This is a genomic window from Haloferula helveola (assembly GCF_037076345.1).
Classification (GTDB): Bacteria; Verrucomicrobiota; Verrucomicrobiia; order Verrucomicrobiales; family Akkermansiaceae; genus Haloferula; species Haloferula helveola.
Window position 1 is genome coordinate 1,032,349 of sequence record NZ_AP024702.1, and the last position, 18,511, is coordinate 1,050,859.

At 63.6% G+C, this 18,511-nt stretch carries 12 protein-coding genes; 9 read left to right on the forward strand and 3 right to left on the reverse strand.

The features are described 5' to 3' along the window. Window positions 1-60 precede the first annotated feature (60 nt). From ppk2 to HAHE_RS03585, 3 genes are read left to right on the forward strand one after another with little or no spacing between them, the layout of a single operon-like run. A complete protein-coding gene (ppk2, locus tag HAHE_RS03575; RefSeq protein WP_338688685.1) occupies window positions 61-954 on the forward strand; it encodes a polyphosphate kinase 2 in 894 nt (297 codons plus the stop codon). A gap of 3 nt (window positions 955-957) precedes the next feature. After that, entirely contained in the window at window positions 958-2,007 is a 1,050-nt protein-coding gene (locus HAHE_RS03580) for an inorganic phosphate transporter (protein WP_338688686.1), read from the forward strand. Between the two features lie 20 nt (window positions 2,008-2,027). Next, a complete protein-coding gene (locus HAHE_RS03585) occupies window positions 2,028-2,678 on the forward strand; it encodes a DUF47 domain-containing protein (protein WP_338688688.1) in 651 nt (216 codons plus the stop codon). Window positions 2,679-2,699: 21 nt separating this feature from the next. Here the strand turns inward: HAHE_RS03585 and HAHE_RS03590 are convergent, their stop codons facing one another. Then, a complete protein-coding gene (locus HAHE_RS03590; RefSeq protein ID WP_343218200.1) occupies window positions 2,700-4,049 on the reverse strand; it encodes a sulfatase in 1,350 nt (449 codons plus the stop codon). 307 nt (window positions 4,050-4,356) lie between these two features. Between HAHE_RS03590 and HAHE_RS03595 the strand changes: the two genes are divergently transcribed. Continuing rightward, window positions 4,357-5,787 carry a sulfatase gene (locus tag HAHE_RS03595; RefSeq protein ID WP_338688691.1) on the forward strand — a complete coding sequence of 477 codons (1,431 nt, stop codon included), beginning with the start codon at window positions 4,357-4,359 and terminating at the stop codon, window positions 5,785-5,787. A gap of 130 nt (window positions 5,788-5,917) precedes the next feature. Then, a complete protein-coding gene (locus HAHE_RS03600; protein ID WP_338688692.1) occupies window positions 5,918-6,760 on the forward strand; it encodes a PEP-CTERM sorting domain-containing protein in 843 nt (280 codons plus the stop codon). 7 nt (window positions 6,761-6,767) lie between these two features. Here HAHE_RS03600 and HAHE_RS03605 read toward each other — a convergent pair whose 3' ends face one another. Beyond that, window positions 6,768-7,160, reverse strand: coding sequence for a Dabb family protein (locus tag HAHE_RS03605; protein WP_338688693.1), 393 nt, complete (start codon window positions 7,158-7,160; stop codon window positions 6,768-6,770). Between the two features lie 102 nt (window positions 7,161-7,262). Between HAHE_RS03605 and HAHE_RS03610 the strand changes: the two genes are divergently transcribed. The 4 genes from HAHE_RS03610 to HAHE_RS03625 all read left to right on the forward strand — a co-directional run bounded on the left by HAHE_RS03610 (window position 7,263) and on the right by HAHE_RS03625 (window position 15,290). Then, a complete protein-coding gene (locus tag HAHE_RS03610) occupies window positions 7,263-8,063 on the forward strand; it encodes a hypothetical protein (RefSeq protein ID WP_338688694.1) in 801 nt (266 codons plus the stop codon). Window positions 8,064-8,208: 145 nt separating this feature from the next. Next, window positions 8,209-11,001, forward strand: a complete 2,793-nt coding sequence (locus HAHE_RS03615) for a DUF7035 domain-containing protein (RefSeq protein WP_338688695.1) — start codon at window positions 8,209-8,211, stop codon at window positions 10,999-11,001. A gap of 84 nt (window positions 11,002-11,085) precedes the next feature. After that, window positions 11,086-11,931: a sugar phosphate nucleotidyltransferase gene (locus HAHE_RS03620; RefSeq protein WP_338688697.1), complete on the forward strand. Its 846-nt coding sequence runs from the start codon at window positions 11,086-11,088 to the stop codon at window positions 11,929-11,931. After that, entirely contained in the window at window positions 11,928-15,290 is a 3,363-nt protein-coding gene (locus tag HAHE_RS03625) for a hypothetical protein (protein ID WP_338688699.1), read from the forward strand. Before HAHE_RS03620 ends, HAHE_RS03625 begins: the two co-directional genes overlap by 4 nt. Before the next feature lie 419 nt (window positions 15,291-15,709). On the opposite strand, the gene HAHE_RS03630 is transcribed toward HAHE_RS03625, so the two are convergent. Next, window positions 15,710-18,301 carry a DUF7133 domain-containing protein gene (locus tag HAHE_RS03630; protein ID WP_338688701.1) on the reverse strand — a complete coding sequence of 864 codons (2,592 nt, stop codon included), beginning with the start codon at window positions 18,299-18,301 and terminating at the stop codon, window positions 15,710-15,712. Between the last annotated feature and the right edge of the window lie 210 nt (window positions 18,302-18,511).

Genomic DNA, 18,511 nt, shown 5'->3' on the forward strand with positions numbered 1-18,511 from the left:
CAGATGCCTCCAAATGTGTACTTTCTGTCACCGGCTTTTTCTTGCAGTCTGGGGAATCCGATGAAGTCCCGGAACTCCCTTCCCGCCGACAATCCAGATTCAAGCCCGGTTCCCGGATCGGTTACGGGAAACCCGGCCGGCGTGCACCCGAAGGCCGAGACGCTGCGGATTCTCCACGAAGACGGATCGTATCCCTACGCCGAGCCGCTCGCAACCCACGACTACGAGCACACCAAGAAGCAACTCCAGGCGGAGCTGATGAAGGTACAGGACTGGGTCAGGGAGAGCGGCCAGCGGATCGTTGTGGTATTCGAAGGACGGGACGCCGCGGGAAAGGGCGGCACGATCAAGCGCTTCATGGAACACCTCAACCCGCGGCTTGCCCGCGTGGTCGCTCTGGAGAAGCCGACCGACAACGAGCGCGGCCAATGGTACTTCCAGCGCTACGTCCGCCGGCTCCCGACCCGGGGGGAGATGATCTTCTTCGACCGGTCGTGGTACAACCGCGCCGGCGTCGAACGGGTGATGGGCTTCTGCGACGAGTCCGAATACACCGAGTTCCTCGAGCATTGCCCGCGCCTCGAAAGAATGCTGACCGACTCCGGCATCACTCTCTTCAAGTATTGGTTCTCCGTCAGCCCGATCGAGCAGGTCCGGCGTTTCAAGGCACGCGAGTCGGACCCGCTGAAGCAGTGGAAGCTCAGCCCGATCGACCGCGCCGCCCTCACGAAGTGGGAGGAATACACCGAAGCGAAGCTGGCGATGTTCCGCCACACCGACACTCCCCACGCACCGTGGGTCGTGATCAAGTCCGACGACAAGAAGCGGGCCCGGATCAACTGCCTGCGCCACTTCCTCCACTCGCTCGACTATCCGAACAAGGACCCGGAGCTCGCTTGCGAACCGGACGACCGGATCGTCATCCCGGCCGCTGACTACTACGGATCCAGTTGAACCATGTCCCCTCTCCTCATCGCGATCGTCCTGCTCGCGGCGGGATTCTATGTCGGCTGGAACATCGGGGCCAACGACGCGGCGAACTGCATCGGCACGATGGTCGGCGCGCAGGTGATGTCATTCCGCAAGGCAGCCCTGCTGATGGGGGCTTTCGTGATCCTCGGCGGCACGCTGCAGGGACATCACGTGATGAAAACGGTCGGCAAGGGCATCCTGATCACCTCCAGCGAGGACTACCGGGAAGCGCGTGATGGGGAACCGCCGCCGGAGATCGACCGGAACTTCCCCGAAAAGCGCATTCCCGACCTCGCGGTGTTCGTCGCGCTTCTCTCCGCCGGCCTCTTCGTCACCTTGGCGACCTTCACCCGGGTGCCGGTGTCCACTTCGCAGGCGATCGTCGGCGGCGTGGCCGGAGTCGGAGTCGGGATCGTCGGATTCGACGGCGCCTACTTCAAAATGGAGGTCCTGACCAAGATCCTCGGCTGCTGGGTGATCAGCCCCGTGCTCAGCATGGCGATGGGATTCGGGGCCTTTCTCCTGCTCGGCCGGATTTCCCGGCGCGTCAACCCGCTGGCATGGAACCGGGTGCTCTCGGTGCTGGTGATCGGCGCCGCCTGCTACGTCTCCTACTCGCTCGGCGCCAACGACGTCGGAAACGCGATCGGACCGCTGCTCAACAAATACCCCGGCCACGGCGTCGGACTGGCATTGCTGGGCGGTGTCGCGATGGCGGTCGGTGCCCTCACCTTCGGCCGGAGGGTCACCGACACGGTGGGCAAAAGCATCACGCCCCTCGACCTCGGCAGCGCTTTCGCCGCACAGGCATCGGCCGCTGTCGGCATTCACGTGTTCTCGATGATGGGCATCCCTGTTTCGACGTCGCAGGCCGTGGTCGGCGCGGTGATCGGTGTCGGACTCACCAAGGGGCGCAATGTCGTCAGTGGCAAAAAGATCCTGCAAATCGTCAGTGGCTGGGTCCTCGCCCCCGCCGGTGCCGCCCTGTTCTCCTGTTTGACCTATCGTCTGATTCTCCTGATCATCCAAAAGTAGCGAACCCACCCCCATCAGCCATGAGCATCTTCAAGAAGGAAGAAAAGGTCGCGGAACTCGCGCTCGAATACCTCGGGGCCTGCACGACCTGCGTGACCGCCGCCAAGAGCGCCGTGGACGCCTACCTCAATGGCGACGTCGCGACCGCACGCGACAGTCGCAACGAGGTCCGCCAGCTTGAGGCCGAGGCCGACCGGTTGAGGCGGGCGATCGGTGACGAACTCCACTCGGGTGCCTACATGCCCCTCATCCGCGGCGACATCTACTCGCTGGTCGAGGCATTCGACCGGGTGCCGAACGCGGCCGAGGCCTGTGCCACATTTTTCACCAGCCAGAAGCCTTCCATTCCCGAAGAATACACGGATGCGTTCCGCCAGCTTCTCGCCGATTCCCTCGGGTCGATGAAACCCCTCGCCGAGGCCGTCCGGACCTTCTTCGACCCCAAGGGGCAAACCGACGAGGTCCGCTCGCTCACCGAGGAAGTCAGCATCGAGGAGTCCAAGGTCGACGAACAGGAGTGGGCGCTCACCAACAGCGTCTTCGACTCGGCCCACGAGCTCGCCCACAAGCTTCACCTGCGCGCCGCGATCCGCCGGATCGTCCACATCTCCGACCGGGCCGAAGATGCCGCGGACCACCTGGGACTGGTCGCGGTCAAGGCGGTGACCTGAGATCAGGCCCTGCAGGCGACATCACCCGCCGCTTCCCGTAACCGGCTTCCTCGGAGTGGGGATTCCCGCGTCGGTCTCTTCCAGCCATCTCTGGAGGCGGGCGTTCAGCTTCTTCGCGAGATCGGGCTTCGCCTTGGCCAGGTCATTCTTTTCGGCGATGTCGGCCACGACGTCGAACAGCTCGAGTGACCCGTCATCGTAGCGGCGGATCAGCTTGTGATCCCCCACCCGGATCGCCGCTCCGGGGCGGTTCTCCTTGTGAAACGACCAGTGCGGGTAGTTCCAACAGAGCGCGTCGCGCTCGAGAGCGCCATCGCCGAAAAGCGGACGCAGGGTCTCGCCGTCGAGCGTTTCGCCCTCTTCGAGATCCACGCCGGTCGCATCGAGAATCGTCGCCGTAAGATCCATGCTGATCACCGGCGTGTCGTCCTCTTTCCCCGCCTCGGTCACGCCAGGCCAGCGGACCATCAGCGGCACCCGGATCCCGCCTTCGTAAAGAAACCCCTTCCCCTCGCGAAGCGGGCGGTTGTCGGTCGCACCCGACCAACCACCGTTGTCGCTGGTGAAGATCACGAGCGTTTCATCCGCGATACCCATTTCGTCGAGCGCCCCGAGCACGCGACCCACCGCAACGTCGGTCGCTTCGATCTGACCGCCATAAATCGGGTTCTTGAGACCCGGTCCTTCCTTGCCATTGTAGTTTGCCGTGAGCGCTTCGGGCGCTTCGAAGGGATAGTGCGGATTGTAGGTCCACAGGCAGATGAACATCGGCGAGTCGCCTTGCTGCCCCATCCACTGGATCGTCTCGTCGGCCAACCGGTCGCTCAGATACTCCCCTTCCTTCCGGTCCTTCAGGGTCGGGATCCGGTAGGGATCGAAATAGGTCGGCGGTCCGCCCTTGTTGCAGCCACCCACGTTGACGTCGAAGCCCTGGGTGTCGGGGTAGAATTCCTTCTCACCCAGGTGCCACTTCCCGAAAAAGCCCGTCGCATACCCCGCCGCCTTCAGGCGCTCGGCCAGAGTGACCCGTTCGTGTGGCAGCGTGTTGTCCGACGGCGGTGGCTGGATGGTCCGATCCTCGGGCCAGAACTGCTTCGTGTCGGCTCCGTGCTGGGTGATGTGCAGCCGCGCCGGCGCCAGCCCGGTGATCAGCGCGGCCCGGGTCGGCGAACAGACCGGTGCCGCCGCATAGGCATGGGTGAATCGCACCCCTTGCTTGGCGAAGCGATCGATGTTCGGGGTGCGGAGGACATCATTCCCCTGACAATGAAGGTCCATCCAACCCATGTCGTCGGTCATGATCAGGAGCACATGCGGGCGCTTGGCGGGAGCGTCCGCCGCGGAGGCTCGATCCATCGAGACGCAGGCCATCGCGACCAAGGAGGGAAGGACAATGGAGAAGCAACGCTGCACGGGAATTCGGGTCATCAGCTGGGGCATGGGTGCACTCCGCAAAAACCATGCATTCGGAGCGATGGCAACTCCGACCCGGGAGTTGGCGCTTTTCGGAGGGAATCTGACGGATATTGGAGAGCACGCGAACCTCCTTCCGCCGAGGAAACACCCTGCCCCGCGACCCGGAACAACCTGTAAAGATGTGAAATCCATGGAAGAGCCGCGTGCCGAACGCGTTTTCATCGGATCCCCGCCTTCCGGCCAGCGACCCAACGAACCCATCATGAAACCCCTTGCCTTTCTTTTCGCCCTGCTCGCCATCGGCTCCCTCAGGGCAGCCGACCGGCCCAACGTGCTGCTGATCTACATCGACGACCTCAAGCCGATGACCCGCGACTACGGCGAGGCCCACATGCACACGCCGAACTTCGACCGTCTCGCCGCCCGCGGACTGCGCTTCGAGCGGGCCTACTGCCAGGTTCCGACCTGCGGAGCTTCGCGGGCCAGCCTGATGACCTCGCGCTATCCGACCGTGAAGCGCTTTCCCGACTTCAAGTGCTGGGCCGAAAAGGACGCCCCCGGAGTGGTCACGTTGCCCCAGCGCTTCAAGGACGCCGGCTACGTGACCATTTCCAACGGCAAGATCTTCCACCACAAGGACGACACCGGAGCCCGCTCATGGTCGGAACCGTCATGGCGCCCCAAGACCAGCGGCCGGACCTTCCATAACAAGGAGACGCAGGACTTCATGAAGACCTCGACCGCGACGCGGAAGTTGAATGGCAAGACGATCAAGAAGGTGCCGATGTTCGAGAAGAGCAGGATCGGCACGATGGAAAGCCACGACGGACTCATCGCCAAGAAGACGATGGACGACCTCGAGCGCCTCTCGAAGAGCGACAAGCCGTTCTTCATCGCCTGCGGCTTCGCCAAGCCGCACATGCCCTTCTTTGCCCCCGAGTCGGCATGGGAACCCTACAAGCTGCCGAAGATCGCGCTCGCCGAGTGGCGGCAGCGGCCCGAACCGGCACCGGCCTCGCTGCGGCAGGTGCGGGAGCAGTTCGCCTATGTCGTCAGGAATCATGCCCTCACTCGCGAGATTCCCTACAACAACGACCTCTACCACCGCCACATGCGGCAGGGCTACTACGCCTGCGTCACCCATGTCGACGACCTCACCGGCCGGCTTCTCGACAAGCTCGACCAACTGAAGCTCACGGAAAATACGGTAGTCGTCGTACTCGGTGATCACGGTTGGCTGCTCGGAGAGAACGGCGAGTGGGCGAAAAACCAGCTCCTTCCCGAGGCACTCCGCCCGGCCCTCTGGATGAGCGGTCCGGGCATCGCTGCTGGTAAGCAGGTCGACACATTCGTCGAGTTCGTCGACATCCACCCGACCCTCTGCGAGCTGGCCGGGATCGAGGTGGATCCCGACGCCATCGACGGCCGATCCTTCGCAGCCGTGCTCAAAGACCCGTCGTCAAACCACCGCGACCACGCCTACACCCGCTTCGGCCCCGGCGATGCCATAACGACCGAATCCCACTTCTACGTGAAGTGGAAGACCGAGGCAAACGGCGAGGAACGGATGCTGATCGACCTGAAGGCCGACTCCCTGGCCAAACGGAACATCGCCGGGGAAGAGGATCAGAAGGAGCGGATCGAGACGCTCGACCGGAAACTTGCCGCCAAACTCGAACAGGCACGGAACTGAGCCAGTCCTTGCACAGGACTCCGGAACTTTTTGTGGTTTCGGCTTCGAAAATGGCACGGATCCGGCTTTCTAACAAAATGTCGGCCTAAGGGATTGCGTCCCTGCCAACCGCCGCCAGTCTGCCCCCGCCATGCCCCTCAAGCTTGCTCTCTCCCCTCTCGTTCTGCTCCTCGCCCCGACCGCCTTTGCCGGCGTGATTTTCACCGACTCCTTCTCCGGATCCGGCGCACCGGGCGCCGCATGGGTCTCCGATGAGGAGATCAACGCGACGGTGAACGTTAGCGGTGGCTCACTGAACGTCAATGCCGGCACCGTCACCGGCCTGAGCACGGTCCGGCACACGCTCGAACTCACCGGAACCGGCGCTCCGACGCTGACACTCGGATCGAGCTGGACGGTTGAGGCGGTCACCTCCATCGCTGACGGATCGGCATTCTCGACGATGGCCGGCGGAGAAGGCGTGCAAGTGACCCTCGGCGTCCGCAACAACCTCCCGGCCACGGACGACCGGGCGCAGGTCAACTTCGTCAATCTCAACTTCGGCGCAGGACCGCAGCACGCCGTGCGCGGCGCCCACCGGACCGGCGGCAGCGAAACCGAGAACATCACGATCATCGGCGACGCGACCGCGTCACTCACCGCCACCATCCGCATGGCCTACGACGCCAGCCTCGACCAGATCACGATGGGCCTCGATACCGGGTCGGGATTCTTTTCGCTGGTCTCTCCGGTCGACACCTCCGCCTGGAGCATGACCGACAGCGATCCGCTCCTGATCCAGTTCGAGCTCGGGCTTGCGAAATTCTCGGGTGATCCGGCAAGCAGCACGTTTTCGATCGAGGACGGGGAACTGACCGTCGATGAATTCAATGTCTACGACGAAGCCCTCTCGACCAATACGGTCGTTCCCGAGCCGTCCGTGGCGTTGCTCTCGCTCGTTGCGCTCGGCTTCGCTTTCCGCCGGCGCCGCTGAGGGTGTTTCAGTGGATCACGTCGTAGACGAGGATCTTCCGGCACAGCGGCCGCGCCACTTCGGCGGCGAGCTTGGCATGAATCGGGTGCGGGTCGTAGGCCCGTAGCGATTCGACCGAGTCGAAGGTGATGATGTAGGCGAGATCGAACGAATCGTCGACAATCTCGCGGTCGCTCGCGATCACGTTGCCGTGGCGCACCGCCAGCACGCCCGGGATGGCCTCCAACTGCCCGGCCGCCGCATGTAGCCTTTCCTTATCGTCCCCGTTGCCCGGCCGTTTCAGCCAGAAGATGACCACGTGATCGACCGTCCCCGGCTTCGGATCGGGAAGCACGGCGGTTGAGGGCCCGCACGCAGCGACCAACAGTGCGGACAAGCCGGCGACGAGAAACGCTCTCATTCTCCGATACGAGCAGGCGGCAGCATTCGGGACAAGCTCCACGAATGGCGGAGGCATGGTCCCTCCCGTTACCGCTCGCATCCGCCGCGGCGGATCGATTAGATGATCACCGTCATGAATGCGGCACGCAGGATCCTCGGCTGGCTGGCGATCGTTCTCGGGAGCCTCGGCATTCTGGTGAGCATTGCGGGGGCGATCGTTGTCTGGATCGTGAGCCAGAAGATCGGTGCATCCGTCGACCGGCTCGGAAACGAGGTTTCCACCTTCCTCTCCCGGATCGAGCAACGCTCGGATGGACTGGGCGACCGGCTCGGCGAAGCACAGGCCAATGTCACGGCAGTCGAAACGAAGGCCGGCGAGGCGGTGAGCGGCCGGCTGGGCATGGAGCCGGGCGAACTCCGGGAGCTTTCCGCGAGAATCAGCGGCTACATCGAACGCACCCGCGACTGGCTCGCGGTCGCCGAATCGACCTCGGAGTTGGTGCAGGTGTTTCGCAGCGTCATCGAATCGGCCGGCGCGGTGACCGGTGCGGAAAGCCGCAGCGATCTGGCCGATGCGCTCGCCGCGGGACGGAAGGATATCGCCGAAGCCCGTCAGGCGGTCGGGGAACTCCAGGCTGCCCTGGAGGAGTTGGAAAGCGGGGCAACTGCCGCAGACGCCGATCCGCAAAAGCTCTCGCCCTTGGGCAAATGCGCCGCGGCTCTGGAAAAACTGGAGGACCGCACCCGTGCCTTTTCCGGGAGACTCCGGAAAATCGACGGGGGGATCAAGGAACTGAGACGTCAGATCAAACAACAGCTATTCGTAGGATCACTCCTCGTCACCCTGCTGCTCGGTTGGCACGGACTTGCCCAAGCCGCACTGACAGGCTGGGGCCGGCGCAGGGTCCGACAGGCAGATTGAGACGGCCCGCGGGTCCCGTGGAAACTCGTGACCGCGAGTTCACGAAAAACGTCTCGCGGCCCAATTCACATTCCGTTAATGGACAGGGTCGATGCGGACGGATCCGTCCGGCCGCTCCTCCCCAATCCCAATCCCCTCGACTGTCATGTTGCGCCTCCCCTGCGCGGCCGCGCTTTTCGCCGCAGCCGGTATTTCTTGTGTCCATGCCCAGGATTCGACTCCTCCCGAAGTCGCTTCGATTACCGTAAGTCCGGGCTCGATCGATGTCGCCAGCAGTGACGGAGCCGTGACGGTGACCGTGAACATCACTGACGACTCCAGCGGTTTCGATTTCGGGAACTTCTTCCTCTATCGCCCGGGTGACCAGTTCGTGGATTCGTTCTTCTTCGATTCGGGTGCCAGGATTTCGGGCGACGATCTGGATGGCGTGTACGAAATGACCCTTCCGGTTTCCCAATACTCGCCTCCCGGAACCTGGAGCGTCGGAGTACTCGCCTTCGACAACGATTCGAACCAGATCACCTACGACTCGTCAGGAACCGCCTTTCCCGTCCCGGGTGACGAGGAGTTCGACGTCACGAATGCCGGCACGATCGATAACGCGATTCCAACCGTGGCGAACCTCTCCGCCAGTCCCGCGACCATCGATACCTCCGGCCCATTTCGCACCGTGACCCTCACGCTCGACATCGCGGACCCGCTGAGCGGGTTCCTTTACGGGTTCGTCAATGTCTACGACCCGAACTCCAACTTCCAGAACTCCATCAATCCATTTTACGACGGTAGCAACCGCACTTCGGGAACCGACACCAACGGCAGCTATCAGATCACCTTCGAGCTCCCGCCCGGAAGCCTCGAAGGAACATGGATGATCGATGTCTCGACCCGCGACCAGGCCGGCAACAGCGGCTTCTCACCCGGCAGCTCCGTGACCTTCGAGGTCGACAACAGCGGAGCGGCGACCGGTGACGTCTCGGATGCCATCGATGCCACCCAGTTCCCGTGGTCGGTCTCCGGAGATGAGGACTGGTTCTTCCAAACGTCGGTCACCCATGACGGAATCGACGCCGCGCAGAGCGGCCCCATCGACGACAACGGATCAACGTCGCTCGAATTGACGATCATCGGCCCGGGCACCCTCGACTTCTGGTGGAAGGTCGACTCGGAAGAGGACTACGACATCCTGTCCGTTGAAGTGCTCGGGACGGGCAACTTCGAGGAAATCAGCGGCAACGTGGATTGGACCCAGTCGAGCGTGCTGATCCCTCCGGGGCCGCAAACGGTGATCTTCGATTACAGCAAGGACAACAGCGTATCGTCCGGCGCGGACACAGGCTGGGTCGACCGCGTCTACTTCGCCGCCGATGCCGATGGTGAAGCGCCGGTCATCCAGTACATCAGCATCACTCCGAATCCGGTGGATATTTCCGGAGGTGACCAGACCTACACGATCACCGTTGAGGTTTCCGACGAATTCAACGGATTCGATTCCGGCAATCTCACAATCTACGACCCCTTCGGCGAGTACTACGACGATCTCTATTTCGACAGCTTCAACCTGGTCTCGGGTGACGAGTTTTTCGGCACCTACGAAGTCGAGGGCACGATCTACCAGAGCGACCTGATCCCGCAGATCGACTACAGCCTCGGACAATGGTACGTCGAAGCGGAGGTCGGCGATGCGGTTGACGGCTACTCCCGTTACTACAGTGAATTCGACGACCCCTTCCCGAACCCGGGGGACGAAACCTTCGTCGTCAGCGACGGAGGGTCGGTGGGGACCGGCCCGCCGGTACTCGAAAGCATCAACTCCATCCTCCCCGACCCGGTCGACGCTTCCGCGGGAGCGACGAGCGTCACGGTGAACTTCGATGTTTCCGACGGAGACAACGGACTCGATTACGGGTTCGTGGAACTCTACAACCCGACAGGCGGGTTCGTGAATTCGGTCTATTTCTCAAACACCGATCTCGTCGCCGGAGATGAGTTCTCCGGAACCTACGAGGTAACGGTTCCGATTCCGCAGTACGCACCGCCGGGAACGTGGTCGGTGAACTTCTACCTCCAGGACTTCGGAGGCGATGACCGGAACTACCCGTTCGACGAACCCTTCGCGAATCCGGGCGACGAGGAGTTCGCCGTCACCAATACAGGAACCGCGGATACGACAGGGCCCGTACTTCATTCGTTCTCGCTGAACCCGACCACGGTGGACACCACCTCGATGGCCGAGACGATCGATGTCGATTTCAACGTAACCGACGATTTGGCCGGCATCCGCGGCATCTTTCTGTTCGTCTACGATCCATCCGGCACGTTCCAGTTCACGGTTTCGGTCGATCCGGCCTCGGGTGTCGCGGGCGACTTCACCACGACCATCAACCTTCCCATGTCCAGCGCCGAGGGCACTTGGGAAGTCGTGGTCTTCCTGCGCGACTTCGTCGGCAATACGAACCGATACGGGCAGTTCGGAGATCCGTTTCCGGTTCCGGGCTCGGAGGAGTTCGTCAACGTGACTCCCACACTCTCGACATTCGAGACCCTGATGGCGGCGTATCCGTTGACTGGAGCCGACGCGGCCGCGGACGCGAACCCTGACTTCGACCTTTTCTCGAACATCTTCGAGATCCTTCTGGGACTTGACCCCACCGTCGCCGACTTCCCCGTCCCGGCGGTGTATGACTCCCATGTCGCGGGCGGTGAACTGCGGATCGATTTCACCATCGATCCGTCGTTGAGCATTCACGCCAACGGACAGTTTCTCGAAGTCGACGACGGCACCAATCCGCCCTTCGAGATTACCGGACAATCCTCCAACAACCTGAGCACCTGGACCCATCAGCTTCCGGTTCTGATCAGCGGCACAACCTACCGGGTTTCGATCCCGATCGGCCCCGACACCACCGGCAATCTCCGGCTCTTCGCCAGGGACCCGTGACCCCGTCAGGGCCCTGCGTCCTCTCACGGACGCCCTGAGACACATAGGGTTGCACATCGGGGCCGATTGCCAATGATCCACGCCATGAGCTTTCGCAAAGCCGTGGTGACCGCCGCCAGCCCGACGGAGTCGCACCTCCCCCTGCAAACGCTGGTCGATCCCGAAGGCGTCTCCCGCCCGGCCCTCGAAATCCTCCTCGACGACCTGTTCGCCGCCGGGCTCGACTCGGCCGCCGTGGTCATCGCGCCGGGCAAACGGGACGCCTACCTGAACGCCGCCGGTGCACGCGCCGATCGCCTCACGCTGATCGAGCAGACGGAACCGCGGGGATACGGACACGCGGTCTGGACCGCGCGCGACTACACCGAGGACGACCCGTTCGTGCTGCTCGTCGGCGATCACCTTTTCCACAGCCGGAAGCAAACCTCATGCGTGGCGCAGTTGCTCGAAGTCGCCGCAGGGCACGATGGCTGCGTGTCGGGAGTGCAACCGACCCACGAGAGCCAGCTGCACCTGTATGGAACGATTGGCGGGCGCCGCGTGCCCTCCACTCCATCGGTAATGGAGGTCACGACCATGGTCGAGAAGCCAACGCCGACCTTGGCCGAACAGGAGCTCTTCATCTCCGGACTCCGGGCGGGCAACTACTACTGCTTTTTCGGAATCCACGCCCTGACTCCGAAGGTCATGGAATCCCTGGACCGCAAGGTATCCGCATTGCAGGAGGGTGAGACGCTCGGCCTGACCTCGACTTTGGCGGAAATCGCCCACTCGGAAAAGTACCTCGCGGTCGAGATCGACGGACAACGCTTCAACATCGGCGAACGCTACGGACTGCTCCGCGCCCAACTCTCTCTGGCGCTGGCCGGGCCTCATCGCGACGAGATCCTCAGCATGCTGATCGAGATCACCGCCACCTCCCGGCCATGACCCTCCCCCGCCCGACATCACGGTTGGTCGAGATCATCACCACCGGAGATCCCGCGCGTCGCGATACCGACCTCGCGGACGCCTGCGCCGACCTTGATGCGGATGGCCTGCTCGCGGGGTGCTCGGCGCTCGACGCCTTCCGCCGCGATGCCGACAATCTCTACGAGCGGGTCCGCGCGCTGTTCTTCCTCTACGCCATCCACCGTTTCCACCTGCCTCCGAAGCTGCCGGCGGGAGAGGTCGGACGGATCCCGTTCCAAGCCTACGAGCACCTGCTCGGCCGTCGCTTTGCCGAGGCCATCGATGGATTTCTGGCGGCGACGGAAGCCTCCGGACCCGGCGACGCGCTGTCGTCCGCCCTCGCCTCCGCCTACCACGAACTCGCCTTCCAAACGCTCGCCGACCAGGTCCGGCGGTCGGTGAGGACCGTCCGCGGCAACCGCTGGATGTTCCGGATGGGTCACCCGGCCGACCACCCGCTGCGCATGCGGAGCGAAATGCTGAAGGCGGCCCCGAACGGCTGCTTTCCCGTGCTGCGCGAGCGAACGCCGGTGCGGATGGACCTCTCCCACAGCGGCTGGTCGGACATCTTCTTCCTCGGAATGGACTACCCCGAGGGTGCGCGGGTGCTGAATGTCTCGGTCGATCTGGGTGTCCATGGACGCGACACCGAAACCCGGCCGCCGGTGGAAGCCTACCTGCGGGTCATCGACGAACCGGTGATCGTGCTCCATTCAATCGACCTCAAGGCGACCGCCCGCATCGACAGCCTCGGCGAGGTGTTCGACTTCGCGAAGGATTACCTCGGCCTGCTCAAGGCCGCGGTGATCGCGGCGGGCATCGTACCGCCCGGCATCGAGGGCAGCGGCAAGAAACTCGAGAGCCTGCTCGCCCGACTGGTCGGTCCCGGACGCGGCATCGAACTCGTCTCGTCGGTCAACGACATCCCGAAAGGCTCACGCCTCGCGGTCTCGACCAACCTGCTGGCCGCCCTGATCGGCGTACTGATGCGCGCCACCGGCCAGACGCGCTCGCTCACCGGTCCGCTTGAGGAAAGCGAACGCCGGCTCGTGCTGGCGCGCGCGATCCTTGGGGAATGGATCGGCGGATCGGGAGGCGGCTGGCAGGATTCCGGTGGCGTCTGGCCAGGGATCAAACTGATCACCGGTCAACAGGCCGGCGAAGACGATCCCGAGTACGGCATTTCCCGTGGACGCCTGATGCCCTCGCACCACGTCTTCGACAACGACGAGATTCCCGAGAGCGCCCGGCAAGCATTGCAGGACTCGCTGGTGCTGGTCCACGGCGGCATGGCCCAAAATGTCGGACCGATCCTCGAGATGGTCACCGAGAAGTATCTTCTGCGCTCCGGCAGGGAGTGGACAGGGCGGCAGGAGGCTCTCGCACTGCTCGACGAACTGATCGACGCCCTCAAGCGCGGCGACATCCGGGCGCTGGGTGAGGCGACAACCCGCAACTTCCGCGGGCCGATCCAGACCATCATCCCGTGGGCCACGAACCTTTTCACCGAGACGCTGATCACCGAGGCGCAGAAGCGCTTCGGCGGAGACTTCTGGGGCTTCTGGATGCTCGGCGGCATGTCGGGCGGCGGCATGGGCTTCATCTTCGCGCCCGAGCGGAAGGCGGAGGCTCAGGAAGCCATGCAGTCGATCATGACGGCAGCGAAGAAGCAGCTCCAGCACGCCCTGCCGTTCGCGATGGAACCGGTGGTCTATGACTTTGCCATCAACCCACACGGCACCAGCGCCGACCTGCACGGGGGCGAGCATGCCGCACTTCCACCGGCCTATTACCGGTTCGTCATCCCCGCACTTTTGAAACGCGGCTCTGACGCGCTGACCGCATCCCAGCGCGGCGATTTGTGCCACTTCGGCGAGGCCTCGCGCGATGATCCGTCCTTCAACGCAGCCCTGCCCCGCATCCTGAGCGATCTGGCCGACGGCTCGCATGAAGAGGCCCGCGACGACAGCCGGAACCTGGCCGAACTGCTGACGGCGAACGGCTTCGACCGTAAGCTGCACGAGCGCATTCGCGCCGACCTCCGTGCCGGACGCATCGGTCTCGCCCAGAACCGCCTTGCCCCGACCACCACCATCGAGGATGTCCGCCCGGAAGACGTGCTCGATCTTTCATCCCGTGCCGCGCTGGGCCGGCTCGATGTCGCCGGCGCGGAGAAAACCGGAGCCGCGGCCCTCGCCAATGGTGAAGTCGCGGTGGTGTCGCTTGCCGCGGGCGCCGGCTCACGCTGGACCGGCGGCGCCGGCACCTGCAAGGCCCTGAATCCCTTCGCTCCGATCGACGGTGCCTATCGTACTTTCATCGAAACCCACCTCGCGAAGTCGCGCCGCATCGGTCGCGGATTTGGCGCACCGGTCCCGCACATCTTCACCACCTCTTACCTGACGACGGATCCGACCCGGGCGTTCCTCGAGTCGGTCGACAACTACGGCTACGACGGCCCGCTGATCGTCTCGCCCGGCCGATCGGTCGGACTGCGCATGGTTCCGACCGAGCGCGACCTCCGCTTCGCCTGGGAAGAAATGCCGCAGCAGGTCCTCGACGAACAGCAACAGAAGGTACGCGACTCCGCCCGCTCCGCATTGATCCAATGGGCGAAGGATTCCGGCGAGGCGTCGGACTACACCAACAACCTGCCGCTGCAGTGCCTGCATCCGGTCGGCCACTTCTTCGAAATCCCCAACCTCATCCTCAACGGCACCCTGCGCCGCCTGCTGGAGGAACGTCCGCAGTTGCGCACCATCATGCTGCACAACATCGACACCCTGGGTGCGGATCCCGACCCGGTGGTGCTGGGCTTCCACCGCCAGTCGGGCCACGGCCTGACCTACGAGGTGATCACCCGCCGCCTCGAGGACCGCGGCGGCGGACTCGCCCGGGTCAACGGTCGCGCCCGACTCGTCGAGGGCCTCGCGATGCCCGACGAGGAATCCGAATTCGGACTTTCCTACTACAACTCCCTGACCACATGGATCGACATCGATCGGTTCCTCGGGCTGTGCGGTCTGACCCGCGACACCATCCTCGCAGGCGACGATGAGGCGGCCTCAGCGGCCCTGCGCGCCTTGGCCGGTCGGCTTCCCACCTACATCACGCTCAAGGATGTGAAGAAGCGCTGGGGGCACGGCCAGGAGGACATCTTCCCGGTCACCCAGTTCGAGAAGCTGTGGGGCGACCTGACGCTTCTGCCGGACGCCAATGCCGGCTTCTTCGTCGTCCCCCGCATGCGCGGCCAGCAGCTCAAGGATCCGGCCCAACTCGACGGCTGGCTCCGCGACGGCTCCGCCGCCTACGTCCGCTCGCTTTGCGAGTGGGAGTGAGGTGCGGGCTGTGAGGACCGTGTGGATTTTGAACCGCAAAGACGCCAAGAACGCAAAGGTTCAGACAAGACTCTGGAAGTCGGAGGAATCCGCTCGAGTTCGCTAGTATTCCACCGGGCCGTCTGGTTCCGGGAGTCTGCCCTCGATGGAGATAGCTCCGCAGTTCTCACACAGGAACGCATTCCTTATATCCCCTTGGAAGAGATAGGCGGATCTCTTCTTCTTTTCCTCGCGAAGGTAGAGGCCAGCGCCAAGCACCACCCAAGGTAGGTGGAACCAAGTGGACTCCAATCTTGCCGTCTTCGCAGTCATGGAGCTCTGGCAATACGGACACTTCATTCTCCAAATCGGACTACTTGGCGGCCTTGGCGTCTTGGCGGTTCATCCATCCCACCAACACAACTGCCGCCTGCTGCGGATCACCGTCCCCAGATCTCCATCTGGTGAACCGACCAGTAGAGGCGGTTCTTGCCGGTCTGGGTGACTCGAACGAAGCGCGCCGGGACTTCCTGCCCGAAGACGATCTCGGTCCGTGGGCCGGTCCCCTTGCCTTCCGCGACCGGCTTGCTCCACTGCTTGCCGTCGGTTGAGACCTCGACCTTGTAGCCGCGTGGGTAGTCGCCCTTCGAGCCTGCCGCATCGAGCATCATCCCGCTGATGTTCTCGGTTTCGGGAAGCTCCACCTGAAGCCACATGCCCGGCGCCATGCTCTGGCTGGTCGTGAAGCGCGTATCGAGCTTGCCGTCGACCGCGTGCACGAGGCTGTCCTTGCCGTGGCTGGCACTCAGTTTCCACTCGGAACACCCGTCGAGTGCATGCGGCGAGTGTGCGAAAAGCTCCTTCTCGGTCCACGGCTCCTCGCGCTTGCCGACGCTTTTCGAAATTCCTGACACCTGCGACTTGCTGATCGCGCTCGAACCATTGCCGAAGCTGTTGCGGACGTAGGTCAGCACATCTGCGACCCACTGGTCACCGTTGGAAGCCATGCCGATCATTTCGCCGGGGTATTCCTTCCCGTCGACCGGTCCGGAGAGCCCGTGCAGCAGCACCTTCACCGCAAGCTCCGGGTGTCCGGTGACGATCGGCGAGGCGGCCAACGGTGGCGCGAGCCGCTGGTTTTTCTCCTCAGGCAGCACCGTGCCGTAGCCGTCCTCCCCGTGGCACGAGAAACAGAGCGACTGGTAGATCTTCATGCCGCGCTGGTAGCTCGCCCGCTCGGCCTTGGTAAGGGCGCTCGCCGGCTTCTGCGCCGCACCTCCATCACCGGCAAGGGCCCGGCCGATCTCCTGGACACCGCGCGAGATATTGGCCGTCGTCGCGGCGGTCACGGTCGCCTTCCACTCAGGCAGCTTCAGGTGCTTCGCCGTCATCATCGTCTGGATCACCACTTGCGGATCCGGATCTCCCGCCAGCTTCGTCAGGTCGGACGACAGGCTGTCGTCGCCGTGCTTGAAGAGCCATTCGCTGGTCCGCACCGCGGTGGCCCGGACCCGCGGATCCTCATCCGCCATCGCTTTCCTGACCGTTTCGGCCTTCAGCACGCCGAGTCCTTCGAGCGTCCACAGCGCGTGCATCCTCGCGAAGACACTCTCGCTTCCGAGAGCCTGCTTCTCCAGCGCTCCGGCGATGCTCTTGTCGCCCCGCAGGATCATCAGCTTCTGCGCGGTGTCGCGCCACCAGCCGTTCGGGTGTTCGAGATGCGCCACAAGCTCGGCGGGTGATTCATCGAGCATCTTCGGCTGCGGTCCCCGCTCAAAGTCCTCGTGGACGAGTCGGTAGATCCGGCCCGCCCCGATGTTCTTGTCGAGGCCGTACTCGTTGATCACGCCGCGCAGGTAGCTGCCCTTCTTCGTCCAGTTGCCCTGCTGGATGATGCCGCGATACATGTCGACGAGGTACAGGCAGCCGTCGGGTGCGGTGACCATGTTGACGACGCGGAAGTTCGGGTCGAACGACCGGATGAACTCACTGCCGGGATGCGCGTTGCTGAGTTTCGTGACGCCGTCATCGACCGTGACCTTGCTTCGGCGGATCAGACGCCCGACCGGTTCGGAGAAAAGCAGGTCGCCGCGCAGCTCCTCCGGCAAACGGTCGCCGCGGAAGATCTCCTGACCGCAGGTCGCGGTGAAGTGGTTCAGCGTCTGCGTCTCGGGCCGGAAGCGCTTGGGGCCACCCTGAACGTCAGGAATCCCGACCAGCGGATGGACCTCCTTGTAGCCCTCCTCGAACTGGTCGTTCATGTTGAAGCCGCCATACACGATCGGTTGCTGGAAGTTGATCGGACCGCGTTCGCCACCGGCATTCACGAACCACGGCTTGCCTTGGTTGTCTTGGCAAAGCCCCCACTGGCCGCCGTTGGCCGCGGTTGGTTCCTTGAGCGGCGCGCCACCCGGATTGTAGCGGATGCGGAACGCGCTGTAGGTCGTGTAGAGCCAGTTATCCATCGACCAGATCAGGCCGCTCGGCTGGTGCTCCATGTTTCCACCGCGCGGACCGCCTTTGAAAAAGAGCTCCTTTTCATCCGCCACGCCGTCGCCGTCGGTGTCGCGGTAGGAAAAGATGTCGAGGGTGTTGGTTTCCTGGATCAGCACCCGGTCATCAAGCGGCAGCACCAGCCGCGGCAGCAGCAGGCCATCCGCGAACACCGAGTGCTTGTCCATCCGCCCGTCGCCGTCGGTGTCCTCGTGGAGCGAGACCCGGCTCAGCGGCTTCTGCTCCCCCGTTGCATCGGCGTCCTGCATGTAAGTGCGCATTTCGGCGACATACATCCGGCCGTTGCCATCGAACGCGCAGACCACCGGTTCCGAGATCTGCGGCTCGGTGAGCACCGGCTCGAGCCGGTAGCCGGGAGGCAGTTCGAAAGTCCCGAGGCTGTCTTCCACGGAGAGCATCGGGATGCTGCCCGCAGGCTCCATCACCTTGGGCTCGGCGGCGTGGGATTGGTGGGATTGGAATACGGCGCCGGAACAAACGGCAGCGAGGGTGAGTGTGGATTTCTTGAACGTGGCCATGGGATCGGAGCGGAACCTCAAAACCGGCATCGAACCGCCTTATCAGGATCGCATCTACGACACGGCAACCGCCCCGGAATCCTTTCAAATCGCCGGTTGGGATGCTCCCCAAGTTCGTCCAGGTGAGAGGGGTCCGCGCCATGCGATTTTCGATCTGTGAGCTACCCACGTGCCTCCGGTTGGTTTAGAAAGCACGGTCTTCAGGATCGC